The organism is Proteus sp. fly-1013, assembly GCF_040140245.1.
Classification (GTDB): domain Bacteria; phylum Pseudomonadota; class Gammaproteobacteria; order Enterobacterales; family Enterobacteriaceae; genus Proteus; species Proteus mirabilis_B.
Genome location: NZ_JBEEWD010000003.1, coordinates 18,310 through 43,982, shown reverse-complemented (window position 1 = coordinate 43,982; position 25,673 = coordinate 18,310). Strand labels below are relative to the sequence as shown.

At 39.1% G+C, this 25,673-nt stretch carries 19 protein-coding genes and 2 pseudogenes; 8 read left to right on the top strand and 13 right to left on the bottom strand.

The genetic code is table 11. From position 1 onward, the window contains the following. Positions 1–25 precede the first annotated feature (25 nt). Together ABN236_RS06840 and ABN236_RS06835 are read right to left on the bottom strand one after the other, a co-directional pair. On the bottom strand, positions 26–541 hold the full coding sequence (locus ABN236_RS06840) for a hypothetical protein (protein WP_349473637.1): 516 nt from the start codon (positions 539–541) through the stop codon (positions 26–28). Positions 542–573: 32 nt separating this feature from the next. Next, positions 574–1,767, bottom strand: a complete 1,194-nt coding sequence (locus tag ABN236_RS06835) for an AAA family ATPase (protein WP_102949525.1) — start codon at positions 1,765–1,767, stop codon at positions 574–576. A 257-nt stretch (positions 1,768–2,024) separates the two neighbouring features. Between ABN236_RS06835 and dusA the strand changes: the two genes are divergently transcribed. Further along, positions 2,025–3,059: a tRNA dihydrouridine(20/20a) synthase DusA gene (gene dusA / locus ABN236_RS06830; protein ID WP_349473636.1), complete on the top strand. Its 1,035-nt coding sequence runs from the start codon at positions 2,025–2,027 to the stop codon at positions 3,057–3,059. Between the two features lie 67 nt (positions 3,060–3,126). Here dusA and ABN236_RS06825 read toward each other — a convergent pair whose 3' ends face one another. Next, on the bottom strand, positions 3,127–4,110 hold the full coding sequence (locus tag ABN236_RS06825; protein ID WP_349473635.1) for a quinone oxidoreductase: 984 nt from the start codon (positions 4,108–4,110) through the stop codon (positions 3,127–3,129). 152 nt (positions 4,111–4,262) lie between these two features. Between ABN236_RS06825 and dnaB the strand changes: the two genes are divergently transcribed. Genes dnaB through ABN236_RS06810 form a run of 3 tightly spaced genes read left to right on the top strand, consistent with a single transcriptional unit; the run spans position 4,263 to position 8,054 of the window. Further along, positions 4,263–5,672, top strand: coding sequence for a replicative DNA helicase (gene dnaB / locus ABN236_RS06820; RefSeq protein ID WP_036934568.1), 1,410 nt, complete (start codon positions 4,263–4,265; stop codon positions 5,670–5,672). 40 nt (positions 5,673–5,712) lie between these two features. Further along, positions 5,713–6,804, top strand: a complete 1,092-nt coding sequence (alr, locus tag ABN236_RS06815) for an alanine racemase (protein ID WP_349473634.1) — start codon at positions 5,713–5,715, stop codon at positions 6,802–6,804. Between the two features lie 53 nt (positions 6,805–6,857). After that, positions 6,858–8,054, top strand: coding sequence for an amino acid aminotransferase (locus tag ABN236_RS06810; protein ID WP_088494421.1), 1,197 nt, complete (start codon positions 6,858–6,860; stop codon positions 8,052–8,054). A gap of 105 nt (positions 8,055–8,159) precedes the next feature. Here the strand turns inward: ABN236_RS06810 and ABN236_RS06805 are convergent, their stop codons facing one another. The 3 genes from ABN236_RS06805 to uvrA all read right to left on the bottom strand — a co-directional run bounded on the left by ABN236_RS06805 (position 8,160) and on the right by uvrA (position 14,408). Next, positions 8,160–9,509, bottom strand: a complete 1,350-nt coding sequence (locus ABN236_RS06805) for an L-cysteine desulfidase family protein (protein ID WP_088494420.1) — start codon at positions 9,507–9,509, stop codon at positions 8,160–8,162. A gap of 64 nt (positions 9,510–9,573) precedes the next feature. Continuing rightward, positions 9,574–10,905 carry an SLC5/6 family protein gene (locus tag ABN236_RS06800; RefSeq protein ID WP_088494419.1) on the bottom strand — a complete coding sequence of 444 codons (1,332 nt, stop codon included), beginning with the start codon at positions 10,903–10,905 and terminating at the stop codon, positions 9,574–9,576. Between the two features lie 668 nt (positions 10,906–11,573). Next, complete coding sequence (uvrA, locus tag ABN236_RS06795) at positions 11,574–14,408, bottom strand: excinuclease ABC subunit UvrA (protein WP_349473633.1); 2,835 nt, start codon at positions 14,406–14,408, stop codon at positions 11,574–11,576. 252 nt (positions 14,409–14,660) lie between these two features. Here uvrA and ssb1 point away from each other — a divergent pair, with 252 nt between their 5' ends. Both ssb1 and zur read left to right on the top strand, forming a co-directional pair. Beyond that, positions 14,661–15,188 carry a single-stranded DNA-binding protein SSB1 gene (gene ssb1, locus ABN236_RS06790; RefSeq protein ID WP_193015488.1) on the top strand — a complete coding sequence of 176 codons (528 nt, stop codon included), beginning with the start codon at positions 14,661–14,663 and terminating at the stop codon, positions 15,186–15,188. Positions 15,189–15,549: 361 nt separating this feature from the next. Further along, positions 15,550–16,080 (top strand): zinc uptake transcriptional repressor Zur, encoded by a 531-nt coding sequence (gene zur / locus ABN236_RS06785; protein ID WP_088494416.1) that lies wholly within the window; start codon positions 15,550–15,552, stop codon positions 16,078–16,080. Between the two features lie 33 nt (positions 16,081–16,113). Here the strand turns inward: zur and ABN236_RS06780 are convergent. The 4 genes and pseudogenes from ABN236_RS06780 to ABN236_RS06765 form a co-directional block, all read right to left on the bottom strand. Then, positions 16,114–16,418 (bottom strand): annotated as a pseudogene (locus ABN236_RS06780) (type II toxin-antitoxin system RelE family toxin). Continuing rightward, positions 16,408–16,662, bottom strand: a pseudogene (locus tag ABN236_RS06775) (type II toxin-antitoxin system RelB/DinJ family antitoxin). Before ABN236_RS06775 ends, ABN236_RS06780 begins: the two co-directional pseudogenes overlap by 11 nt. Positions 16,663–16,822: 160 nt before the next feature. Next, entirely contained in the window at positions 16,823–17,434 is a 612-nt protein-coding gene (gene lexA / locus ABN236_RS06770) for a transcriptional repressor LexA (protein ID WP_349473632.1), read from the bottom strand. A 127-nt stretch (positions 17,435–17,561) separates the two neighbouring features. Beyond that, positions 17,562–17,933 (bottom strand): diacylglycerol kinase, encoded by a 372-nt coding sequence (locus ABN236_RS06765; RefSeq protein WP_006536373.1) that lies wholly within the window; start codon positions 17,931–17,933, stop codon positions 17,562–17,564. A 130-nt stretch (positions 17,934–18,063) separates the two neighbouring features. Here ABN236_RS06765 and plsB point away from each other — a divergent pair, with 130 nt between their 5' ends. After that, complete coding sequence (gene plsB, locus ABN236_RS06760) at positions 18,064–20,547, top strand: glycerol-3-phosphate 1-O-acyltransferase PlsB (RefSeq protein WP_349473631.1); 2,484 nt, start codon at positions 18,064–18,066, stop codon at positions 20,545–20,547. A 102-nt stretch (positions 20,548–20,649) separates the two neighbouring features. Here the strand turns inward: plsB and ubiA are convergent, their stop codons facing one another. From ubiA to pgi, 3 genes are all read right to left on the bottom strand, one after another. Then, a complete protein-coding gene (gene ubiA, locus ABN236_RS06755; protein WP_088494414.1) occupies positions 20,650–21,504 on the bottom strand; it encodes a 4-hydroxybenzoate octaprenyltransferase in 855 nt (284 codons plus the stop codon). Positions 21,505–21,532: 28 nt separating this feature from the next. Beyond that, positions 21,533–22,042, bottom strand: a complete 510-nt coding sequence (ubiC, locus tag ABN236_RS06750; RefSeq protein ID WP_349473630.1) for a chorismate lyase — start codon at positions 22,040–22,042, stop codon at positions 21,533–21,535. A 221-nt stretch (positions 22,043–22,263) separates the two neighbouring features. Beyond that, entirely contained in the window at positions 22,264–23,910 is a 1,647-nt protein-coding gene (gene pgi / locus ABN236_RS06745) for a glucose-6-phosphate isomerase (protein WP_349473629.1), read from the bottom strand. Positions 23,911–24,175: 265 nt separating this feature from the next. Here pgi and lysC point away from each other — a divergent pair, with 265 nt between their 5' ends. Continuing rightward, a complete protein-coding gene (gene lysC / locus ABN236_RS06740) occupies positions 24,176–25,555 on the top strand; it encodes a lysine-sensitive aspartokinase 3 (protein WP_349473628.1) in 1,380 nt (459 codons plus the stop codon). Positions 25,556–25,673: the final 118 nt, after the last annotated feature.

The following is a 25,673-nucleotide window of genomic DNA, read 5'->3' as shown; positions in this document are numbered from 1 at the left end:
TATGTTTTCCTATTTTGTTTTTTGGCTATTCATCTTCGATTTGGTAAAAAAGATGATCTTTATCTAGAAAAACAATATAAAACGTATTCGTATCGAATTGCACTTTATGTTTTTCAGTTAAATGATTAAAAGTCGATGGATGGATCACAAAACCAATAAGCCGCACTTTATTGCCTAATCTAAATCTTGCCCAATGAGCATCTTCAGGTACAAATGCGGGATGTTTAAAAACCGTATTTCTAGGAAATTTTCCATAATATTCAAGTATTTTAAGCCCACCGCTACCAACACGCTGGTTCTGCCAATAATTTAATGGTTCCTTTGTATATTCTTTTAGTTTTTCCATTAAATTTTCAAGTGATGAAATACCAATATTATTATTCCAATCAGTAAAGCTTTGTCCCGCTTCCTGATCAGCATCAAAATAAGCAAAATTAAACTTACACTTACTCTCAATACCTGATTTATCAATGGTATAATGAGGAATATCCTTAATAAAGTCTCTGACTAATCTATTATTTTTAAAATTCTTTTTAATCATTTAACATCCTTTTACTTTATTAGATTATTTCATTAAAAAAAAGCTTTAGGAACACCTCCGATTTTCCCTTTATTATAAAAAGGAGATATTGCTCTATCATTTCTTAATAAAGGAATTTCGTCTAAACGATAACAATAACTTTCATTATTTTCTTTATTTACTAATAGCGTCTGATATCGTCCTAACTTATCGATTATTTCAGTATTATGTGTAGTAACAATAAGCTGAGCACCTTTAGTATTAATTGATAAATCTGTAAATAAATTAATAATTTCTGGTAATATCATAGCATGTAAATGAAGATCAAATTCATCTACAATTAATAACCCTCCACTCTTCAATATAGCCCAATAGTTAAAAAGAACATTAAATAGTGTTTTTGTGCCCATAGATTCATCTGAATAAATAAGATTAAATTCCTTATCACCATATTTATGAATAAACAAAGGAAAATCGACATTATTACCAGATGCGTCTTTTACTGTTTCAATGATAATATCACTAATTCCATCATCACTATTTTTTATTATCTTTTTAACAAAATCTAGAGCATCTAAATTATTTTTATAGAAAGAAGCTCTAATATACTTAGTATTTTCTTCAAAATCCTTTTTTAATCCGTCATAGCCAACATTAAAAATAAATAAGTCAAAGAAATTTTTTATATTAAGTAGATCAGTCATTTTTTTATTAAAACTAAAATCCGTGATTAAGCTAATTATAGATTGATCTTCTTTTAATTTTATTCTTTTTAACTCTTGATACTCTGATATACAAGAAACAATTTTATTTTTATATCGTTCAATAAATACAACATCTTTACTTCCATCTTCATTTTTATTTCTAATTAAAATTTCTTTTTTAATTCCTTCTTTTGTTATTTCTAAACCATAATAATAAATCATACCTTCTATTTCCAGCTCGATATAAAATTCTATATTCTCTTTAGAAAAGAAAAATGATTCTATGGGTATACGCACTTCCTCACTGTTTTCTAGTGTATTAAAATACTTTGTAGTCATTCTTTTTGTAACGAAACAAAATAGAAAAGAAAGCGCTTTGAGAATATTTGTTTTACCTGAACCATTAGCACCTTTAATACCGATAACAGTACCAATATGTTTACCATGAGAAATATTGATTGGTGTATTACCATCATATTCAAAGCTAATTTCAGCGCCTTGTTTGAAACTTGAGAAATTTTTAAAACCAAAGCGTCTAATCATTATTTAAATCATCCATTCTCTATCAAACCTTTGAGGATTGTACAATAAACAGACCAGTCAAATATACTTTTTTTGTCATTTTTGTCAAAAGTAGCCAATTGAATTATTTATTCTCTTAACAACCATACTTCTTTAAGTATATATCTAGCATCAGATCCAGCATGTGTAAGCTATCCTCTATGCTATAATGCGCGCTCATTTTATCTCCTTAACAATTTAGAGATAATCACCGCCTAAATAGACGAAAGAATTACAACATGTCAGAAAATATAGAACTCAATAAATCAACAGAAAATCATGATGTTAATAGCAATTCAAAAGAATATAATTTGAACCGCTTCTCTGTTGCGCCGATGCTCGACTGGACTGATCGTCATTGTCGTTATTTCTTTCGTCAATTAAGTAAAAATACGTTGCTCTATACTGAAATGGTCACAACGGGTGCCATTATTCATGGTAAAGGTGACTATCTAAAATACAGTGAAGAAGAACACCCAGTCTCTTTACAGTTAGGTGGAAGCGATCCTCAAGCGTTAGCGCAATGTGCAAAATTGGCACAAGAGCGTGGCTATGATGAGATTAATTTAAATGTGGGTTGTCCTTCAGATCGCGTACAAAATGGGCGCTTTGGTGCTTGTTTAATGGGAGATGCACAACTCGTCTCTGACTGTGTGAAAGCCATGCGCGATGTCGTTGATATTCCTGTTACAGTAAAAACACGTATCGGGATCGACGACCAAGATAGCTATGAATTTCTCTGTGATTTTATTGATACTGTTAGCCGAGATAATAACTGCGATACCTTTATTATTCATGCACGTAAAGCATGGCTATCGGGTTTAAGCCCCAAAGAGAATCGTGAGGTTCCACCTTTAGATTATCCTCGTGTTTATCAATTAAAACGTGATTTCTCGCATCTTACCATGGCAATTAATGGTGGCATTAAGTCATTAGAAGAAGCGAAGGAACACTTAAAATATATGGATGGTGTTATGGTTGGTCGTGAGGCTTATCAAAACCCGTCAATTCTAGCACATGTCGATCATGAGCTTTTTGATAATCAGTTACCTATTGCTGATGCAGTCGCGGCAGTAAGAGCAATGTATCCTTATATTGAAAAAGAGCTTTCACAAGGCACTTATTTAGGTCATGTAACTCGTCATATGTTGGGAATTTTTCAAGGTATTCCGGGTGCTAGACAATGGCGTCGTCATTTAAGTGAAAATGCACACAAACAAGGCGCTGATTTATCTGTTTTAGAAAATGCACTTAAATTTGTGACTGAAAAATAATTGAGACATAAGTATTTAAAACCTGTTTAATGGATTTCAAACAGGTTTTAAATCTTACAAACAATCATTAAGGAATAAGTAAGCTTGATCCTTGAGATTGTCTACTTTCAAGATAACGGTGTGCATCTTTCGCATCTGCTAACGCAAATTTCTGATTATCTGGCACACTGACATCAATTTTACCGCTACCAATTAACGCAAATAACGCTTCACTTGCAGCATCTAGCTCTTCACGTGTTGTGATATAACCCGAAATAGATGGGCGCGTGACATACAAAGAGCCTTTTTTATTGAGAATACCTAAATCAACACCAGTTACTGCACCTGATGCGTTACCAAAACTCACCATTAAGCCACGATGCTGTAAACAGTCTAATGAATCTAACCAAGTTGCTTTACCAACAGAATCATAAACAACAGGTACTTTTTGGTTATTCGTTAGTGCCAAAACACGTTCTACAATCGACTCAGTCTGGTAATTAATCACTTCCCATGCGCCTGCGGCTTTTGCTTTGGCAACTTTTTCATCACTACCTGCTGTACCAATCATTTTTGCACCAATTGCTTTCGCCCATTGGCTCGCAATTAAACCAACACCACCAGCAGCTGCGTGGAATAAGAAGGTTTCACCTGCTTGTAATTTATAGGTTTCATTGAAGAGATAATAAACCGTTAATCCTTTTAAGAAAGAGGCTGCCGCTTGTTCAAAAGAGATATTATCAGGCAGACGTGCCACTTTATTTTCTGGTACATTATGCGTATCGCTATAAGCCCCTAGCGGAGATTGTGCATACACAACTCTGTCCCCTTCTTTTAGTGAAGTCACTTTAGCACCTGTTTTAATAACAATGCCTGCGGCTTCAGTACCTAATCCACTAGGGAATTGGCTTACAGGGTATAACCCGCTACGTACATAAGTATCAATATAGTTAATACCAATTGCCTTGTTGGCAACCTGAACTTCGTGATCACCAAGAGGAGCTGGTGTGAATGTTGCTAGTTCGAGAACATCAGCACTGCCATGAGCTGCAAATTGAATACGTTTAGCCATTGCTATCTCCTTATAGGATGAAGGGTTAAATAAGCGAGCTCTAAAGACCTTTAGAGATAATGACAAAGGATAGCTATTTCTACAAGGCACAGATAATTGGGTTAGCGTATACTAGAGCGTACTGACACTTTTTCGATTTTTATGCAGGATTTATGGCCAGAAATAAGACCACTGACAAGCTGATGTCTGATATCAAAGACCGACAAATGGAGGGATTAAAGCTACCTCCCCATTCGCTGGAAGCAGAGCAGTCCGTGTTAGGCGGTCTGATGATAGATAATGAACGTTGGGATAATGTTTCTGAACGTGTCACCGCAGAAGACTTTTATAGTCGACCTCATCGTACTATTTTCTCGCAAATGCAACGCTTGCTGGAATTAGGTAAACCTATCGACCTTATTACGCTATCAGAAGCATTAGAACAAAATGCCGAGCTAGACAGTGTAGGTGGTTTTGCTTATTTAGCTGAGCTTTCAAAAAATACGCCAAGTGCAGCAAACATCAATGCTTATGCGGATATCGTCCGAGAGCGTGCAGTGGTTCGCGATATGATAAAAGTCGCCAACGAAATTGCAGATGCCGGTTTTGATCCTCAAGGGCGCACCAGTGAAGATCTACTCGACTTCGCTGAATCAAGAGTGTTCCAAATTGCTGAAACTCGTGCCAATAAAGACGAAGGCCCAAAAGCGATAGAGGCAATTTTAGAAGAGACCGTTGAGAAAATAGAACAGCTCTATCAAAAACCTCATGATGGTGTCACAGGGGTTTCAAGTGGTTATCAAGATCTTGATAAGAAAACCGCAGGATTACAGAAATCCGATTTAATTATTGTCGCGGCACGTCCTTCTATGGGTAAAACCACATTTGCCATGAACTTATGTGAAAATGCGGCAATGACAGAAGAAAAACCTGTACTTATCTTCAGCTTAGAGATGCCCGGCAACCAGATCATGATGCGTATGTTGGCGTCATTATCCCGCGTTGATCAGACAAGAATTCGTACTGGTCAGCTTGATGATGAAGATTGGGCACGTATTTCAAGCACGATGGGTATTTTGCTTGAAAAACGTAATATGTATATCGATGACTCGTCGGGTTTAACACCAACAGAAGTACGCTCTCGTGCTCGTCGAATTTATCGTGAACATGGCGGTTTAAGCCTTATCATGATTGACTACTTGCAGCTAATGAGAGTACCTTCATTATCTGAAAACAGAACACTAGAAATTGCTGAAATTTCTCGTTCTTTAAAAGCGTTAGCTAAAGAATTACAAGTTCCCGTGGTTGCTCTATCACAGTTAAACCGTAGTTTGGAACAACGTGCTGATAAACGCCCTGTTAACTCCGACTTACGTGAATCAGGCTCTATTGAGCAAGATGCTGACCTTATCATGTTTATTTACCGCGACGAGGTTTATCACGAAAGTAGCGATTTAAAAGGTGTTGCAGAAATCATCATCGGTAAACAACGTAACGGCCCAATTGGTACGGTAAGGCTTACCTTTAACGGTCAATGGTCACGCTTTGATAACTATGCTGGCCCTGCTTACGACGATGAATAATCACTAACCTTGACTTAATTAAAGGAAGTATTGGAATAATATGAAAGCGGCAACCGCAGTGATAGATCGCCGCGCTCTGCGTCACAATTTTCAGCATGTGAGAGACTATGCCCCACATAGCCACCTGATAGCTGTCGTGAAAGCAAACGCTTATGGTCATGGGTTATTAGAAACAGCATATACCTTAATGGATAATGCTGATTGTTTTGGTGTTGCACGTATTGGTGAAGCATTAACCTTACGCAGTGGGGGTATTGTAAAACCCATTCTTCTGTTAGAAGGCTTTTTTGATGTCGTTGACCTACCGATTTTAGTCGTCAACCACATTGAAACCGTTGTTCATAGTCAAGAACAATTAGAAGCATTAGAACAGGCTGATTTAGATGAACCCGTTAAAGTATGGATGAAAATCGATACGGGTATGCATCGTTTAGGAGTACGTCCTGAAGACGCACAAGCCTTTTATTTACGGCTTTCCGCCTGTAAAAATGTACAACAACCTGTCAATATTGTGAGCCATTTTAGTCGTGCTGATGAACCAGATGTTCCTGAAGCGACACAAAAACAAATCTCACTGTTTCAAGATTTTATTCAAGATAAAGCCGGTGATAAGTCTATCGCAGCTTCCGCGGGTATTTTATTTTGGCCTCAAGTCCATTATCAGTGGGTTCGCCCCGGCATTATCACTTATGGTATCTCTCCTACTGGTGATGAAAGAACGGGCAAAGACTTTGGTTTAACCCCTGCAATGACGCTAAAAACAAGCCTTATTGCTGTTCGTAAGCATAAAGCTGGTGAGCCTGTTGGTTATGGCGGCACATGGATAAGTGAAAAAGACACTTATCTTGGTGTGATCGCGATTGGCTACGGTGATGGCTATCCTCGTAGCGCACCTTCAGGTGCTCCAGTGTGGATCAATGGTCGAAAAGTGCCTATTGTTGGGCGTGTTTCGATGGATATGATCAGCGTCGATTTGGGCACTGAACTGATTGATAGTGTTGGTGATGAAGCTATTTTATGGGGAGATGTGTTGCCCGTAGAAGAAATTGCCAAATATAGTGGTATTAGCGCCTATGAGTTGATTACCAAATTAACCTCGCGCGTCATCATGGAATACCTAGACGAACAATAATACACACGATATTGTATCCCTATGACACACTAAAAGTGATTGGAGAAGAAGCCGTGTTTCAACAGGTTGAAGCGTTTCCGGGAGATCCGATTCTCTCATTGATGGATGTTTATAACAAAGACCCACGTCAGGATAAAATTAATTTAAGCATTGGTCTTTATTATGACGAAGAAGGCAAGACCCCTATTTTAGGAACAGTTTCAGTTGCACGTCAGCAACTCAATGCCATGACACCCACCGCAACACTTTATTTACCAATGGAAGGGCTCGCACCTTATCGTAGCGAAATTCAAGATCTCCTTTTCGGTGCAGATAATCCTCTAATTGCAGAAAAGAAAATTGCCACAATCCAAACATTAGGTGGATCAGGTGCATTAAAAGTGGGTGCTGATTTTCTGCATCGCTATTTCCCAGGATCAGAAGTGTGGATAAGTGATCCAACTTGGGATAATCATGGTTCTATTTTTGCGGGCTCAGGTTTCAAAGTGAATCACTACCCTTACTTTGATCCTGAAACCAAAGGCGTAAAATTTGAAGCTCTGTTAGATTGCTTTAAAAAACTGCCTGAAAAAAGCATTGTATTGATGCACCCTTGTTGCCATAACCCAACTGGCTCCGATCTGACTAAAGATCAATGGGATCAAGTCACTGAAGTATTAAAAGCTCGCCAAGCAATTCCATTCTTAGATATTGCTTATCAAGGCTTTGCCGAAAATTTAGATGAAGATGCTTATGCTATTCGTACTATGGCAAAAGCAGGATTACCGATACTTATCAGTAACTCTTTTTCAAAAATATTTGGGATCTACGGTGAACGCGCAGGCGGATTATCCATTGTTTGTGAGAATGCCACTGAATGCGAACACGTACTGGGTCAGCTAAAAGCGGGTGTACGCCGTATCTATTCAAGCCCTGCAAACTATGGTGCACAAATTGTCAATAAAGTGCTATCAGACCAAGTTTTAACTGCACAATGGCAAAAAGAAGTCGCACATATGCGTGACCGTATTAAAGAGATGCGCGTGACTTTAGTCGAAGCTTTAAAAGTTGCCCTGCCTGAAAAGAATTTTGATCATCTATTAACTCAACGCGGTATGTTTAGCTATACCGGCTTTACACAAGCACAAGTTGATAGATTACGTGATGAATTTGGTATTTATCTTGTCGGTACAGGTCGTGTTTGTATGGCAGGTGTTAATACAGGTAATGTTCAACGCATTGCTCAAGCCTTTGCCGCTGTAAGTATCTAAGCTAATCAACGTGATTTCATGATAAAAAAATACCTGCCTATTCTCATAAGCAGGTATTTCTTTTTACTGCATAACAACATCACTGTCGTTTTAGGTTTTCGCCTTTTATATATTGACAGCTTGCTTCTTTTCCCCAGCATTACGACGCGCTTTTTCTTCCATAATCTCAATGATTTGAATATCTGTATGTTGCATTGCACGACTGGCTAATGCACAGAGATTCGCTATTGAGCTATCGACATCGTCACTGACAATACCATCAGTACCCGCAACACTTTGATTTTGCATCGCCATTAATACCGCTTTATAAGCACTCGCTGCACTACTTGATACTTTCATTGCACAGCTATTCGATGCGCCATCACAGATAATGCCACTGATATCACCAATCATACTGTTGATAGACATACTGACCGTGGTGAAATCTTTTGTGAGTAACCATGCCATTCCTGCGGCTGCTCCCATTGAAGCGGTTGTTGCAGCGCAAAGGGCGGAAAGAGGTGGAAAATGGCTATGAACATAGATTGCCATTAAGTGAGATAAAACCAACGCACGCAGTAAGGTTTCATCATCAGCTTTGATAAATTCAGCAACAACCATCACAGGCAATGTTGCAGCAATCCCTTGATTGCCTGAGCCTGAATTACTCATTGCAGGTAATACCGCTCCCCCCATGCGAGCATCGGATGCGGCTGATGCTCTGATCATGATTTCATTAAGTAAATCTTTACCTAACAAACCCTTCTCTTGTTGCAGAATTAAGGTACGACCAATGGCTAATCCATAGGTGTTTTGTAGCCCCTCTTCTGATAAAGCACCATTTAAACGAGCGGCATTGAGCATAAACTCAATTTCGCTCACTGGCACATTAAGTGCAAAGTTGTAAATATCTTCAGCACAAACATCAGTAAAAGGTTTTTCATCAGTACATTCGCAATTATTGGTAAGCGCTGATTTATCTTCCTCAAAAACAACGTTACCGTTACATTCACAACGAACAACGTGTGTATGTTCTCTTGCGATACTGACGATGGCATAACCAGATTGGCTATACACTTTCGCTTCAGAGTAAAGAACATCTTCGCAAGGCGCTTTTACACCCACTGTGACTTTACCTTGAGCAACCAGTGTCTTAGCTTGAGCAACTGCATCAGCGGATGCTTTTAACAAGACTTCCAGCCCTGCATCAGGATCTCCTCCTGTCGCACCCAATGCTGCTGCAATAGGTAGCCCAGCCATTCCCGTTCCCGGCACTGTTACGCCCATTCCGTTTTTCATCAAGTTTGGTGAAACCCAAGCTTCGACACGAACAACAGGCTCGCCTAAAAGTGCGGTTGCTTTCGCGGCTGCCAATGCTAATGAAATCGGCTCAGTACAACCTACTGCGGGTTTAACACCTTCACGTAACTGACGAACAAACTGTGACCATAAATGAGAATTTTTGTTCTGGCTCATAATCTAACACCTTGGATTAATTTAGTTTTTAAAAACAACTCCTAACTAGAACCGAAGTTGGCGACTATGAGAATGCCAAGAACGGAGAGATAACGAGCAGTAAACCGGTAAAGATAATCAGGTAAAGTGATGCACCTTTGTATTTATGTAACATCGGTACTTTGTACACTAAGTATGCAGGGATAAGACAACCCACCATACCGAAGATTGGGCTACAAATTGAAGTGAAGCTCAGCACTGGCGCATTAAGGATGATTGCACCCCATGCCAGTAACACAGCAAAAATCATGATGCCGTTTTGTACCCATTTTTGGTTGATTTTCTCTGCTGGGATATAACGTTGCAGGATGTTCATCACAATCCCTTGTGTCGCTTCACGGAAACCTAAGTAGACACCAAAGAACGCAGTCATTACGGCGAAGATGTTCAGCATTACGCTGACAACCGTTACCCAACCACCAGGGAAGAATTTCGCAGCAATCGCTAATGCAGAAATATTTTGCTCATACGCTTTAACCGCTTCATCATGACCCATTGCTAATGTGAATGAGATTGCATAGAAGAAAACAGTACAGAACAACACACCGAAAGCGATGTTCATTGCACGTAGCGCTTTATGACGAGCAACTTCACGGTTTTTATTACGACCACGGTAAGAGATAACCATTGGGCTTAATGTTTGGATAAACAGAATTGAAGTCAGTGTAAAAGGTAATGTAATGATTGCTTCTTTGATTAAACGTCCAGCTGGTGGTAATGCACCTACGTTATAAAGATGCCACATACCAATCATGGAGATCCCTAACGCTGCAACAACAAACAGTTTAGTCAGTACCATAAAGCTTGATACTTTAAACAGTAATTGTTCACCACGAGAAGAGATAGCCACTAACGCACAAATCAGGATCAAACCATAGAATGGGTTTTCTGACAGTAAACCTTCAGTAACACCAAATGTTTGTAAGTAAGAAGCACTGTCATTAGTGATTGCTGTTGAGTAAACAAACATCCAAATGACTAACATCACAAAGTAGAGCGCACCTAATAAGATACCCCAGTTTTTACCGAGATAACCGGTGATAACGCTTGGGTAGTCTTTACACTCTGGAGATTCAGCCAACGTATTAATAAATAGACGTTGGAAAAGGTACATAGCCGGATAACCAATGATCGAGGATAGTAGGAAAACCCATAATCCCATCAGACCCACCTGCACAGGTAAAAACACAATACCTGCACCGATAGCCATACCGATACTCATGATAACCCAGCCCACATCATTGCCGTCGAATTTAATTGCCGCACGCCATTCTTGTTCAGTCATACCTGCGCGGCGAGCGCCAGCACTAGTTGCGGGATAGCTTGTGGTCTCTGTTTTTGAGGAAGCCGTTTCCATATTAGTACTCACTTTTTATATTGTAATTGTTAATAGCAAAACGAATTTTTGGGGGTAAAAAAGTCTATCTAACATTGCGATGTCGAAATAGCCTTACTCTTTGCAGGTATTATTTATTATGGGGTAAATGATAGGGAATATTACGGAGAAAAAAGTTGTTATAAATCGTGATAGCCCGAAATGATTTGGAAAAAAATTCTATCGTAAGGAGAAAAGTAGGATTATCTGTTCAAAGAGCACAGTAAATAATAACCTTCCCTCTATTGTAACCTTTATAAAGACACAACACATTGATTAATAATGAAAAAGAACTATTGTTATACAATAATAGTCAAGTATAACAATTGAAACAAATCACCAAATAAACTGTGCTGTCCATCACGATATACTATGATAATCCTTTCTATTTAGCTTTGTTATCTCGTATTTAGTTAAAATACTGTTACAAAACAGCATAATTAACCATTTAATCTGCTTTTTATCAAAAAGAGCGATTAATAAGATAAAAATAGATAAGGAAGTGTATAACCAAAAGAGAATGCTTTTTTCGATAGAATTAAATTCTATCATCCTTCACGGATTTACTTTTCTTGAAGAAAGCGCGCTACAAACAGTAAAGCGTTTATTGTCTGTAGCGCTTAGATCATAAGGGAATAAGTGATGTAATCTTAATAACCACGCTCTAAGATTGGTTTTAAGAATCTTGCAGTATGTGAGCCTTCAAACTCTGCAACTTGCTCTGGTGTGCCTGATACTAAAATTTGACCACCACCACTTCCGCCTTCAGGACCCAGATCGACAATCCAGTCCGCGGTTTTGATCACATCAAGATTATGCTCAATAACAACAATGGTATTACCTTGGTCACGTAACTGATGAAGAACTTCAAGCAACAATTCAATATCAGCAAAGTGAAGCCCTGTTGTAGGCTCATCGAGAATATAGAGAGTCTGTCCTGTTCCACGTTTTGACAACTCTTTTGCTAACTTAACCCGCTGTGCTTCACCGCCCGATAAAGTCGTAGCTGATTGTCCTAAACGAATATAAGAAAGACCAACATCAATCAATGTTTGTAGTTTACGAGCTAATGCAGGTACGGCATCAAAGAACTCTCTCGCCTCTTCAATGGTCATATCCAACGTTTCGTGAATATTTTTTCCTTTGTATTTAACTTCAAGGGTTTCACGGTTATAACGCTGACCTTTACATTGATCACAAGGTACATACACATCAGGTAAGAAATGCATTTCAACTTTTAAGACACCGTCGCCTTGGCAAGCCTCACAACGACCACCTTTGACGTTGAAACTGAAACGACCCGGCGTATAACCACGAGTACGAGATTCAGGTACACCCGCAAATAACTCACGAATAGGTGTAAAGACACCGGTGTAAGTTGCAGGGTTTGAACGAGGAGTACGACCAATTGGGCTTTGGTTGATATCAATAACTTTATCGAAATACTCTAGCCCTTCAACATCTAAATAAGGCGCTGGTACACTATTTGTAGCCCCATTTAATTGGCGTTGGGCAATAGGGAATAACGTATCGTTGATAAGCGTTGATTTACCTGATCCTGAAACACCTGTAATACAGGTAAATAAACCTACTGGTAATTTCAGATTTACATTCTTTAAGTTATTGCCTTTTGCGCCAAGGATAGTCAGCATTTTTTCGCGATCAACAGGTACACGTTGCTCTGGAATTGCGATACGCCGCTCACCACTTAAGAATTTCCCCGTTAATGAATTCGGGTTATTAATGATATCTTCAAGAGTCCCTTGAGCGACAATTTCACCACCATGAACACCCGCACCAGGTCCAATATCAATAACATGATCAGCGGCACGGATAGCATCTTCGTCATGCTCAACAACGATCACAGTGTTACCCAAATTACGTAAATGGATCAGCGTTTCAAGTAAGCGATCGTTATCTCGTTGATGCAAGCCAATTGAAGGTTCATCCAGCACATACATAACACCAACTAATCCCGCACCAATCTGGCTTGCTAAACGAATACGTTGTGCTTCACCACCTGATAATGTTTCAGCTGAACGAGAAAGTGTAAGGTAATTTAATCCCACATTTACCAAGAATTTTAGTCGGTCACTAATCTCTTTTAAGACTTTTTCTGCAATCTTCGCGCGTTGACCGCTCAATTTCAGATTTTGGAAAAAGGTCATTGCATGACCAATGCTATAATCGGCTATTTCTGGCAATGTTGTATTTTCAACATACACATGACGTGCTTCTCGGCGTAAACGTGTACCACCACAAGAGGCACATGAGCGATTACTAATATATTTAGAAAGTTCTTCACGCACCGCACTAGATTCTGTCTCGCGGTAACGGCGTTCCATATTATTTAATACACCTTCAAAAGGATGATGACGAACAACAACATCGCCACGATCGTTTGTGTATTTAAATTCAATATTCTCTTTGCCTGAACCCGTTAAAATGACTTTCTGGATATTATCTGGTAACGAATCAAATGGCGCTTCAACATCAAAATGATAATGTTCACCCAATGAGCGAAGCATCTGGAAATAGTAGAAATTACGACGATCCCATCCTTTAATTGCGCCACCAGCAAGAGAGATCTCTCTATTTTGGATCACTAATTCAGGATCAAAAAATTGCTGAACACCTAAGCCATCACAAGTTGGACAAGCACCAGCGGGGTTATTAAAGGAGAATAAACGAGGCTCTAGCTCGCTCATGCTGTAACCACAAACCGGGCAAGCAAAGTTTGCAGAAAAAACAATATCATCTGCATTGCTATCATCCATATCAGAGATAACGGCGGTACCACCAGAAAGCTCTAATGCAGTTTCAAATGATTCAGCTAAACGTTGAGCCAGATCGTCACGAACCTTAAAGCGGTCAATAACCACTTCAATGGTATGTTTTTTCTGTAATTCTAATGTTGGTGGATCAGAGAGATCGCACACTTCACCATCAATACGAGCACGAATATAACCTTGAGCGGCAAGATTATTAAGTAACTTAATATGCTCGCCTTTACGCTCTTTCACCACTGGTGCTAAAAGCATTAAGCGCTTGCCTTCAGGTTGCTCAAGTACATTATCAACCATTTGGCTGACCGTCTGAGCGGCGAGCGGAATGTCGTGATCAGGACAACGAGGTTCACCAACACGTGCAAATAAGAGACGTAGGTAGTCGTGAATTTCTGTAATCGTTCCCACCGTCGAGCGTGGGTTGTGCGACGTAGATTTCTGCTCAATCGAAATAGCGGGAGATAAACCTTCAATATGGTCAACGTCAGGTTTTTCCATCAACGAAAGAAACTGACGAGCATAAGCAGAAAGCGATTCCACATAGCGTCGCTGCCCCTCTGCATAAAGCGTATCAAAGGCTAAAGAAGATTTACCTGAACCAGAAAGCCCCGTAATAACAATTAGTTTATCGCGAGGAATGATCAAGTTGATATTTTTTAGATTATGGGTGCGAGCGCCCCGTACTTCGATTTTATCCATGAATATATCCCGGATTGAGAGAGTCGCCGAAAAAGAAAGAATCGGATAATTATGACACAAAGTTAACTGAATGGATATACAGTATATATAGTGAAATTGAATGGTGATGTAACTCTGTCATTTTGAGACAGAAAAATTTCGACAATGTTCACAATTGAGAAATTCATCACACGTCATATTCAAATTTTAGCGTACGTGATAAACTTATTCGCTTATGATTTCAAAAAATTTACTTTCGCAGGAGTACCTCACATGGCGAGCAGAGGCGTAAACAAAGTTATTCTTATCGGTAATTTAGGGCAGGATCCAGAAATCCGTTATATGCCAAGTGGCGGTGCAGTTGCCAACTTAACACTGGCAACATCAGAAAGCTGGCGCGATAAACAAACCGGTGAAACGAAAGAAAAAACCGAGTGGCACCGTGTGGTAATTTTCGGCAAATTAGCGGAAATTGCAGGCGAATATCTGCGTAAAGGTTCACAAGTGTATATCGAAGGTCAGTTACAAACACGTAAATGGCAAGACCAAAGCGGTCAAGACAGATATAGCACTGAAGTTGTTGTTAACATTGGTGGCTCAATGCAGATGTTAGGCGGCCGTGGTGGTCAAGATGGCGCTCCTTCTCAAGGCGGCCAAGGCGGTTGGGGTCAACCACAACAGCCACAAGCATCACAACAATTTAGCGGTGGTGCACAATCTCGCCCAGCACAACAACCTGCTGCGGCACCAGCGCCAAATAATGAACCACCAATGGATTTTGATGACGATATCCCGTTCTGATCGTATTTCGGAACAATTTATCTAAAATCATCTAAAAAACTAACCCAGCTCAGGCTGGGTTTTTTGTTGCTGGTTATCAGTATTTATCATCATGAAAAACCATTTCTCCATATAAAACAATCCGGTTTACATAGAATAAATTCGCTCTACACAATAAACTTTTCATGTGTTTATCTCTCTTTCTAAAGACTCATTCTTTATATTGAAAGAAAACATGTTCTTTTATCTAACAACAGATACTTTTAAAAAAGGACGTAATGCCACAGTTATTTTCATAAAACCCCACTTTACACAAAGGTTTACTCTTGAAAAATATGATAGGATCTGTGTCATTAACAACGTCTGAGAGCATCTTATCCCCATGAATGAAGAGAAATTGCTCGCTCAGGCAGAAAAGATCTGCCAGAAACGAGGTGTTCGCCTGACTTCACAACGTCTGGCAGTATTACGTCTGATTATGCAGCAACCTTCTGCTATCAGCGCATACGATTTATTGGATTTATTACGCCAAGTTGAGCCACAAGCAAAACCACCTACTGTCTATCGTGGGTTAGAGTTTTTACTTGAGCAAGGATTTATCCATAAAATAGAATCCACTAACAGTTATGTGCTTTGCCATCATTTTGATGATGTTGAACATACGTCAGTAATGCTAATTTGTGACCGCTGTTTATCTGTCACTGAAAAGAATAGCCATAAAATCGAAGATGCAATTTCATTACTAGCAAAAGAGAGTGGATTTCATTTACGACACAGTGTCATCGAAATTCATGGATTATGTTCACAGTGCCACGAAGCACAAGAGTGTACACATCCTGAAGGTTGTCATCATGATCACAGTATGGATGATAATCTTAAACAGAAAAAAACCGGCGACTATAAGCCTCGTTGAGCTTATAAAAACAAAAAGCCAGCTAAATGCTGGCTAATACATGTTGTTCTTTTGAATTCTCACTTCAGCTAATGAATAAGCTTTACTCTCTTCACATTTACCAACAGCAATAACTAAAATCATAACTTCAGAATCAATAACTTGATAAACCAATCGAAAACCAGATGCTCGTAATTTAATCTTATAGCAACCCGCGAGATCACCTTTTAAGCGAGCTAACTCTATATAAGGGTTTTCCTGCAATTTTTTAATTTCTTTTTAAACTGCTCTTTAATGCTTTGATCGAGTTTCTGCCATTCTTTCAAGGCACGATTATCAAACTCAATATTAAAGATCATTAATATTTACTCTTATACGTTTACTTGGTTTTTTCAAACGTTCACGTACAACAGCTAAAATATCCTCATCTTCATCCAGCTCCCCAACAACGACAGAAACTTCTGAGAAAGGTAATTTTTCATTTTCAGAAACATAACGTAGAAATAATCTTATGGCATCTGAAGGAGACAGGTTCATTTTTTCAAATACTTGATAAGCTTATTTTTTGAGCTCATCGTCTACTCTAACTTGTATCGTTGTCATAAGCACCTCCGTAATTAAAACACATCATATTGTAATTACATTTGTAGTGCGATGGTGTTTTTTTATACAAATTAGAAATAAAAAATGCAGATGATTTTGTGGTTTTACACATCATCTGCATCTTTTTAAAATAAGTTGTATTGACTTACTTTGGTATAAATTACAGCCATTCGCCGTTCCGAATAACCCCTACAGCTAAACCTTCCACAGTAAAGCTTTGTTCGCGTAAATCGACGATAATAGGTGAAAATTCTGAGTTTTCTGCATGAAGTTCAATTTTATTACCGCTTTTCTTAAAGCGCTTTACTGTCACTTCATCTTCAATACGAGCCACAATAACTTGCCCGTTGTGAACATCTTGCGTTTTATGCACAGCAAGTAAATCGCCATCCATAATACCAATATCTTTCATCGACATACCATTAACGCGCAATAAAAAATCTGCACTTGGTTTAAATAGCATTGGGTCAACTTGATAGTGGCTTTCAATATGCTCTTGTGCTAAAAGTGGTTCACCAGCAGCGACTCGCCCAATTAATGGCAGTCCTTCTGGCTCTTCTTCCATTAGCAAACGGATACCTCTGGATGCACCAGAGACAATTTCTATCACGCCTTTACGAGCAAGAGCTTTCAAGTGCTCTTCTGCCGCATTTGGTGAGCGAAACCCAAGTTGGGAAGCTATTTCAGCCCGTGTTGGTGGCATACCCGTTTGCGAAATGTGATCACGAACCAAATCGTAAACCTGCTGCTGCCTTGCAGTTAATGCTTTCATTCCGCCCCCTGTTTGTTTATACAGTCAGACTGTGAGTATATACAGGTATATGACGATTTGAAACCTTAAATGAATATAAAACACGCATCTTTGGATTATTTTTCGACAAAAATCGAATTTTTTAACTTTATGCGAAGAAATGCCCCCAAAGAATGGTTACCCAAGTAAATAATCCCAATATAATAGCAATCAGAACGGCGGCAGAACCCATATCTTTTGCACGTCCGGATAATTCGTGGTATTCAGATCCAATTCGATCGACGACGGCTTCTATTGCACTGTTTACCAGTTCCAAGATCACAACCAATACAACGGAACCAATAAGTAAAATGCGCTCTAGACCACTGACATCGATGAAAAATGAAAGGATAATTGCAACCAAGGTCACAATTGCTTCTTGTCTAAAAGCGGCTTCATTAATCCAAGCGGCACGAATGCCTTTGTATGAATAGCCACCAGCTTTGATGATTCGGGTAAGACCTTTATTTTGATTAGCCATAATAAACTCTATCGAAAACAAACGATTATTTTGCCACTTTTCTCTATTAATATTGTCACAGCACCACAGATCTACGAAAGACTTTCTGTTATGCTTTCGAAGTATTGCTAATAAGAGGCTACAACTATTTATGTCAGCTTGGCGTAAACTATATTATAACACATTGAATTTACCACTAAAATTATTGGTAAAAAGCAAACGAGTTCCGACTGATCCTATCACTGAATTAGGGTTAGATACGTCGCGATCTTTCCTTTACGTTCTGCCTTATCATTCAAAGGCGGACTTACTGACATTACGACAGCAGTGTCTTTCATTAGGGTTGCCTGATCCGCTGCAACCTATTGAGATCGGTGGAACTAAGCTTCCTGCGTATGTCTTTATTGATGACGGCCCAAGAGTATTCCGTTACTACTCGCCTGATCCTCGTAAAGATTCCGTGAAGACATTCCACGCTTATCTTGATGCACATCGTAATAACCCACATCTTGATATCGAGATGTTGCCGGTTTCCGTGATGTTTGGACGCTCTCCAGGTCGTGAAGGCCATAATGGCGTTCCACATTTACGTGTGCTTAACGGTATCCAAAAATTTATCGCTATCCTCTGGTTAGGTCGTGATAGCTTTGTTCGTTTTTCACCCACTGTTTCAATGCGTGAAATGGCGAACGAACACGGTACTGACACCAGTATAGCTCGAAAACTTGCGCGTGTTGCGCGTATCCACTTTTCACGTCAGCGTTTAGCAGCTGTTGGTCCAAAATTGCCAGCACGCCAAGATCTCTTCAATAAATTGCTCTCATCGAAAGCCATTGAAAAAGCGATTGAAGATGAATCAAAAGCGAAGAAAATCTCACTTGATAAAGCGCGTAAAAATGCCACAGATATCATGGAAGAAATTGCAGCTAATTTCTCATATGAAGCGGTGCGTATTAGTGATCGCGTATTAAGTTGGACATGGAATAAGCTCTACCAAGGTATCAACGTTTATAATGCCGAGCGAGTACGTAAACTCGCACAAGATGGGCATGAAATCGTTTATGTTCCTTGTCACCGTAGCCACATGGACTACTTACTGCTTTCCTATGTGCTTTATCATCAAGGTTTAGTACCGCCACATATTGCGGCAGGTATTAACCTCAATTTCTGGCCAGCAGGGCCTATTTTCCGCCGTTTAGGGGCTTTCTTTATCAGAAGAACCTTTAAAGGTAACAAGCTTTACTCCACCATTTTCCGCGAATATTTAGGTGAGCTATTTACACGCGGTTACTCGATTGAATATTTCGTTGAAGGTGGACGCTCTCGTACAGGTCGATTGTTAGATCCTAAAACAGGAACACTTTCAATGACGGTACAAGCCATGTTACGCGGTGAAACACGCCCTATCTCTGTTGTTCCAATTTACATTGGATATGAACACGTTATGGAAGTGGCAACCTATGCCAAAGAATTACGTGGCGCAACAAAAGAGAAAGAAGGCTTTATGCAGATGGTCAGAGGATTACGTAAATTACGTAACCTTGGTCAAGGCTATGTGAACTTTGGTGAGCCGATTTCTGTTGTCCAATACTTAAATCAGGCTGTTCCACAATGGCGTGATGATATTGACCCAATTGAGCCACAACGCCCAAGTTGGTTAAACCCAACAGTAAGCACACTGGCAGACAACATTATGGTTCATATTAATAATGCAGCATCTATTAATGCGATTAACCTTGTTTCAACGGCCTTGTTGGCATCTCGCCAGCGTGCTCTCACTAGAGAGCAACTGTTAGAGCAAGTCGATTGTTATCTGCAATTATTACGCAATGTGCCTTATTCGACAGATATGATTGTGTCTGATAAAAATGCTGAAGCCTTATTAGAACACGCGTTGCAATCTGATAAATTCCAAGTCGAAAAAGACAGTCTGGGTGATATTGTGGTGCTCCCTCGTGAAAGTGCGGTATTAATGACTTATTATCGCAACAACACAATCCACTTAATGATTACTCCATCATTAATTGCAAGCATCGTCTTACATCATGAAAAAATTCATCGTGATGATTTAATGAAACAAGTTGAGCTAATCTTCCCTCTTATTAAAGCGGAACTATTTATTCGTTATGAGAAAGAAGAGCTCCCTGAAGTCATTAATACTTTGATTACAGAACTGTGCCGTCAGCGCCTGATTTGTTGTGATAATGATGGCTTACTGCGTATTAATCCAGCGCGTATTCGTCCATTACAACTGTTAGCTGCCAGTGTCAGAGAAACATTGCAACGCTATGGAATTACGCTTTCCTTACTCAATTTTGCTCCTGAAATTAGCCGTGCATTATTGGAAAAAGAGAGCCGTATCTTGGCACAACGTCTTTCAGTCTTGCATGGTATCAACGCACCTGAATTCTTTGATAAAGCGGTATTCTCTACCTTAGTTTCAACACTACGTGAAGAAGGTTATCTCAATGATAATGAAGATATCCTAAAAGCAGATGCATCTGCCCTTTACCAAGTGATTGCAAAATTAATGTCACCAGAAATTCGCTTAACCATTGAAAGCGTGGGGATCACTGAAGATAACAATTCAGTACAAGCTGTTGATGAAAAAAGTAAGTCTGAAGCTGATGAATAATCAGTAAACTGTGTGATTACTGAAATAGAAAAGGGATAAGCTCATTGCTTATCCCTTTTTGTTTCTACCCAATAGTAGAGAATACTTCAGCGCTTACTTATCTTAAAAATAACTAAATAAAATACCCGCAAATAAAACAAAGCCAACATAGTTATTATTCATAAAAGCTTGGAAACACGGTGCTCTTTCACGCTCTGCAATAAGCTTCTGCTGATAAATAAACAGCGCTGTTACTAACAATAGCGACCAGTAGTAGATACCTTTCAGATTCAGCAAAATACCGATACCCACCAATAATGCCAACATCACCAGTTGTAAAATACCGATAATAATTTTGTCATAACGACCGAATAGAATAGCGGTAGATTTAACCCCAATTTTTATATCATCATTACGGTCAACCATTGCATATTGCGTATCGTAAACAACAGACCAGACAATGTTGACAAGAAATAATAGCCAACATACTAACGGTAAGCTTTCAGAAACAGCAGCAAATCCCATAGGAATTGACCAGCCAAAAGCCATACCTAAAATAAGCTGAGGTAGATTACTAAACCGTTTAACGAAAGGATAAAACCATGCCAACGCAAGCCCTGCAACAGAGAGCCAAATAGTCATGGTATTAAGTGTTAGAACTAATGCAAAGGACAAGAGTACCAAAACGATAAATAAAATTTTGCTCTCTTTTTCTGTCACAGCCCCACTAGGTAATGGTCGATTTTTAGTTCGTTCAACACTGCCATCAATTTTTCGGTCAGCAAAGTCGTTTATTACACACCCAGCGGCACGCATAGAGAACACGCCAATAGTAAAGACAATCAGAATATGCCAATCAGGAAAGCCTTTAGCAGCAATCCATAAAGCCCAATAAGTTGGCCAAAGTAATAATAGCGCTCCGATAGGTTTATCTATACGCATTAAACGGCTATATGCTTGCCATTTACTTTGCGTCATACTTCCCTCCAATTTTAGCTCCCCCTAATTACTTCTTATACACTGGTGATGCAGGTAGAAACATCTCGGTTAATAATAAAGGTTTATCTGAAAGCTGGAAACGAGAACGGCGTAGCCAATACCCATTTTGTTGCCCGATATGAATAAAATCGCGACTTAAGGTTGTTTCCTGAAACAGATAACGCCCAAGTGGAACGGTTCTTAGATTGACCAGTTTTCTATCTTCGCCTGTCAATGTCTCTTCTGGTACTAGCGTTCGCCCTAATAACCAAGGAATATCGTCACCACACAATACCACTTCTCTTAACCAATAACGCTGACTTTTGGGTAAACACGCGCTTTCATCAGCGGATTCAATAAGGTCAATAAATCCTTCTTGATAAGGCATTACGGTGACTTTTTGGCAATATTGTTCAAATCGCCGTGTCATTGAGCCTAATTCCATTAACCAACTTAATGTACTTTCTTGAATAGTTGCATGTTCCTCACTGGGTAGCCAATGGATAGGTGCAGGGGTAATTATTGATTTTTTGAACATTTATTCATCATCACGCTTTGATGATCCTAGCTTGTGTGAGTCATGATGCATAAGGATATCATGATGTGACTAATGGAAGTTAAAAGCTGATAACATTTCGCATAAATAATCTAAAAAAGCGTTAAAAGAAAATCAGATTGAGCACTAAATAATCAAAAAACAAAGGAGGTTATAAAAACCTCCTTTTTATCTAACCAACTACTTATATTCAGTTTATTCGATTAACGCCATGCTTTGTAACGATTAATCAGATTATTTGTTGAGCTATCATGGCTGTTAACACTTTCCTTACCTTTTAATTCAGGAAGGATACGGTTAGCCAGTTGTTTACCTAATTCAACACCCCATTGGTCAAACGTGAAGATGTTGAAAATAACACCTTGTACAAAGATCTTATGCTCATACATTCCAATCAATGCACCTAATGAATAAGGCGTAATTTCTTTTAACAGAATAGAGTTCGTTGGACGATTACCTTCGAACACTTTGAAAGGTGCAACATAATCCATGGTTTTAGGATCTTTTCCTGCTGCGGCAAATTCAGCATCAACTTGCTCGCGTGTTTTACCAAAAGCAAGTGCTTCTGTTTGAGCAAAGAAGTTAGACATCAGTTTTGCATGATGATCTGATAATGGATTATGGCTAATTGCTGGCGCAATAAAATCACAAGGGATGATTTTGGTTCCTTGGTGGATCAGTTGGTAAAACGCATGTTGACCGTTTGTACCCGGCTCTCCCCAAATGATAGGACCCGTTTGATAATTCACTTTGTTTCCATCACGATCAATATACTTACCATTAGATTCCATATTACCTTGTTGGAAGTAAGCAGCGAAACGATGCATGTATTGATCGTATGGCAGAATCGCTTCAGTTTCTGTACCAAAAAAATTGTTATACCAAATGCCAATCAGAGCAAGGATCATTGGGATGTTATTTTCAGCATCTGTTGTTCTAAAGTGGTTATCCATAGCATGAGCACCTTCCAGCAATTGCTCAAAGTTGTCATAACCAACAGATAATGCGATAGATAAACCAATTGCTGACCATAATGAATAACGACCACCAACCCAATCCCAGAATTCAAACATATTGGCAGTATCAATACCAAATTTTGCCACTTCGGTGCTGTTAGTGGATAACGCAACAAAGTGTTTAGCAACAAATGCACTCTCTTTCGCAGAGGCTAAGAACCAATCTCTTGCTGAATGCGCATTTGTCATGGTTTCTTGTGTGGTGAATGTTTTTGATGCGATGAGGAATAACGTTGTTTCAGGATCACATTTTTTCAATGTTTCTGCGATATGCGTACCATCGACATTAGAAACAAAATGCATAGTAAGATGATTTTTATACGGACGTAATGCTTCTGTCACCATATAAGGACCAAGATCAGAACCACCGATACCAATATTTACAACATCAGTAATCGCCTTACCTGTATAACCTTTCCACTCGCCACTAATAATACGTTCACTGAACTTTTTCATTTTATTCAGCACAGCGTTAACTTCTGGCATGACATCCTTGCCATCAACGATTACGGGAGCATTGCTACGATTACGTAATGCAGTATGCAATACAGCACGATCTTCAGTACGGTTGATTTTTTCACCCGTAAACATGCTATTTATCGCACCTTCAACGTCACATTCCTTAGCCAAAGCCTGCAATTTCTCTAATGTTTCTTTCGTAATACGGTTTTTTGAAAAATCCACTAGAATTTGGTCTGAAAACATCTTTGAAAATTGCTCAAAGCGTGATGGCTCCTGAGAAAACAGTGTTTTCATCTCGGTATCTTTGATAACCGAAAAATGGTTTTCTAATGCCTTCCAGGCTAAGGTTTGGGTTGGGTTTACATTTTTCATTCACAATACTCTCTTAAGATTACAATCCAATATTCTCAGATTGTAGCCTGACATTTAATAGTTACAGTCAATTCTTTCTCATTTGATGATATTGGTCAAAACCATTCAACAAATCTAGTACTAATTACTTACATAGGTAAAACCGATAATGCGGAGCTGATTATTAATTAAATTGATTATTCTTCACTCTGCATTGACTCTCTACTTAATAACCGATATTCCTAATTGTGTCCAACATCTCATTTTTGCCTAAAGGAATACGACAATGACTGATAATACTGCTACGCCTTCATCTTCATCATCACCATACACTATCGCTAAATTTGGTGGCACGAGTGTTGCTAACTATTCAGCAATGGAAAAATGTGCAGATATTATCCTGAAACAAAAGTCAGTTCGTGTCGTCATCCTTTCTGCATCTGCTGGGATCACTAATCTACTGATTGAACTTGCAGCAGGTACTGATCCCTCACAACGAGAAGCTTTACTCTCACAAGTTCGTGATATTGAGTACGCAATTATCAACCAGCTTTCTCAACCAGAAATTATTTCCCAAGAAATAAATCGTCTGCTTGAGAATATTGAGATGCTTTCTGAAGCTGCTTCACTTGCCACATCAGATGCATTGACAGACGAATTAGTCAGTCACGGTGAGTTAATGTCAACCTTGCTTTTCGTTGAATTATTGCGTGAAAAAGGCATACAGGCAGATTGGTTTGATGTTAGAAAGGTGATGAAAACGAATGATCTATTTTGTCACGCTGAACCTGATATGGCACAACTCACTGAGCTCACAAAAAGTCTTATTCAACCTCGCCTAGAAGAAACGGTTATTGTCACGCAAGGTTTTATTGGTCAAGAGCCAAAAGGCAGAACCACAACACTAGGTCGTGGCGGTAGCGACTATACAGCCGCCTTGATTGGTGAAGCACTGGGAATGTCTCGTGTCGATATCTGGACGGATGTACCTGGCATTTACAGCACTGATCCAAGAATAGTGCCAGAGGCGCATCGTATTGATCAAATCGCCTTTGATGAAGCGGCAGAGATGGCAACCTTTGGCGCTAAAATATTACACCCCGCTACATTATTACCTGCTGTTCGTAGTGGCATTCCGGTGTTTGTTGGCTCAAGCAAAGCTCCCGAAGAAGGCGGTACTTTAGTTTGTGCACAAACAGAAAATCCACCTGTATTCCGTGCGATCGCACTGCGTAGAAAGCAAACATTGCTCACGTTACATAGCCTGAAAATGCTTCATGCACGTGGTTTCTTGGCTGAAATTTTCACCATTTTATCGCGCCATCATATTTCGGTTGATGTAATAACAACATCTGAAGTCAGTATTGCTTTAACCCTTGATACAACGGGTACAACAAATTCATCAGGCAGTTTATTAACGAATGCCTTATTAACCGAGCTTTCTGCATTATGCCGTGTTGAAGTAGAAGAAGATCTGGCGTTAGTTGCCGTGATTGGTAACTCTCTTTCACAGGTAAATGGTTTAGGTATTAAGATTTTCGGCACATTAGAAAATTACAATATTCGTATGATTAGCCACGGTGCAAGTACTCATAATTTATGTTTATTAGTTGATGGCAAAGATGCAGATAATATTGTGCGTAAATTACATGATACTTTGTTTTAATTAATAACCAATTATCAATATATAAAAGAGAGATAAATTTTTATCTCTCTCAAAATTCAACCTTTATTGCTGAAAAGGTGTAAGCTTTAAAGAACTTCATTTAATAATAATTAGAATC

Bases quoted from the DNA above. Each gene is read 5' to 3' on its own strand.
- ABN236_RS06765 (WP_006536373.1), bottom strand. From the start codon at position 17,933: ATGGCTAATCAAAATAAAGGTCTTACCCGAATCATCAAAGCTGGTGGC.
- ABN236_RS06835 (WP_102949525.1), bottom strand. From the start codon at position 1,767: ATGATTAGACGCTTTGGTTTTAAAAATTTCTCAAGTTTCAAACAAGGC.
- dnaB (WP_036934568.1), top strand. From the start codon at position 4,263: ATGGCCAGAAATAAGACCACTGACAAGCTGATGTCTGATATCAAAGAC.
- ABN236_RS06800 (WP_088494419.1), bottom strand. From the start codon at position 10,905: ATGGAAACGGCTTCCTCAAAAACAGAGACCACAAGCTATCCCGCAACT.
- ssb1 (WP_193015488.1), top strand. From the start codon at position 14,661: ATGGCGAGCAGAGGCGTAAACAAAGTTATTCTTATCGGTAATTTAGGG.
- ubiC (WP_349473630.1), bottom strand. From the start codon at position 22,042: ATGTTCAAAAAATCAATAATTACCCCTGCACCTATCCATTGGCTACCC.
- plsB (WP_349473631.1), top strand. From the start codon at position 18,064: ATGTCAGCTTGGCGTAAACTATATTATAACACATTGAATTTACCACTA.
- ABN236_RS06840 (WP_349473637.1), bottom strand. From the start codon at position 541: ATGATTAAAAAGAATTTTAAAAATAATAGATTAGTCAGAGACTTTATT.
- uvrA (WP_349473633.1), bottom strand. From the start codon at position 14,408: ATGGATAAAATCGAAGTACGGGGCGCTCGCACCCATAATCTAAAAAAT.
- ubiA (WP_088494414.1), bottom strand. From the start codon at position 21,504: ATGACGCAAAGTAAATGGCAAGCATATAGCCGTTTAATGCGTATAGAT.
- lexA (WP_349473632.1), bottom strand. From the start codon at position 17,434: ATGAAAGCATTAACTGCAAGGCAGCAGCAGGTTTACGATTTGGTTCGT.
- ABN236_RS06805 (WP_088494420.1), bottom strand. From the start codon at position 9,509: ATGAGCCAGAACAAAAATTCTCATTTATGGTCACAGTTTGTTCGTCAG.
- zur (WP_088494416.1), top strand. From the start codon at position 15,550: ATGAATGAAGAGAAATTGCTCGCTCAGGCAGAAAAGATCTGCCAGAAA.
- dusA (WP_349473636.1), top strand. From the start codon at position 2,025: ATGTCAGAAAATATAGAACTCAATAAATCAACAGAAAATCATGATGTT.
- ABN236_RS06825 (WP_349473635.1), bottom strand. From the start codon at position 4,110: ATGGCTAAACGTATTCAATTTGCAGCTCATGGCAGTGCTGATGTTCTC.
- lysC (WP_349473628.1), top strand. From the start codon at position 24,176: ATGACTGATAATACTGCTACGCCTTCATCTTCATCATCACCATACACT.
- pgi (WP_349473629.1), bottom strand. From the start codon at position 23,910: ATGAAAAATGTAAACCCAACCCAAACCTTAGCCTGGAAGGCATTAGAA.
- alr (WP_349473634.1), top strand. From the start codon at position 5,713: ATGAAAGCGGCAACCGCAGTGATAGATCGCCGCGCTCTGCGTCACAAT.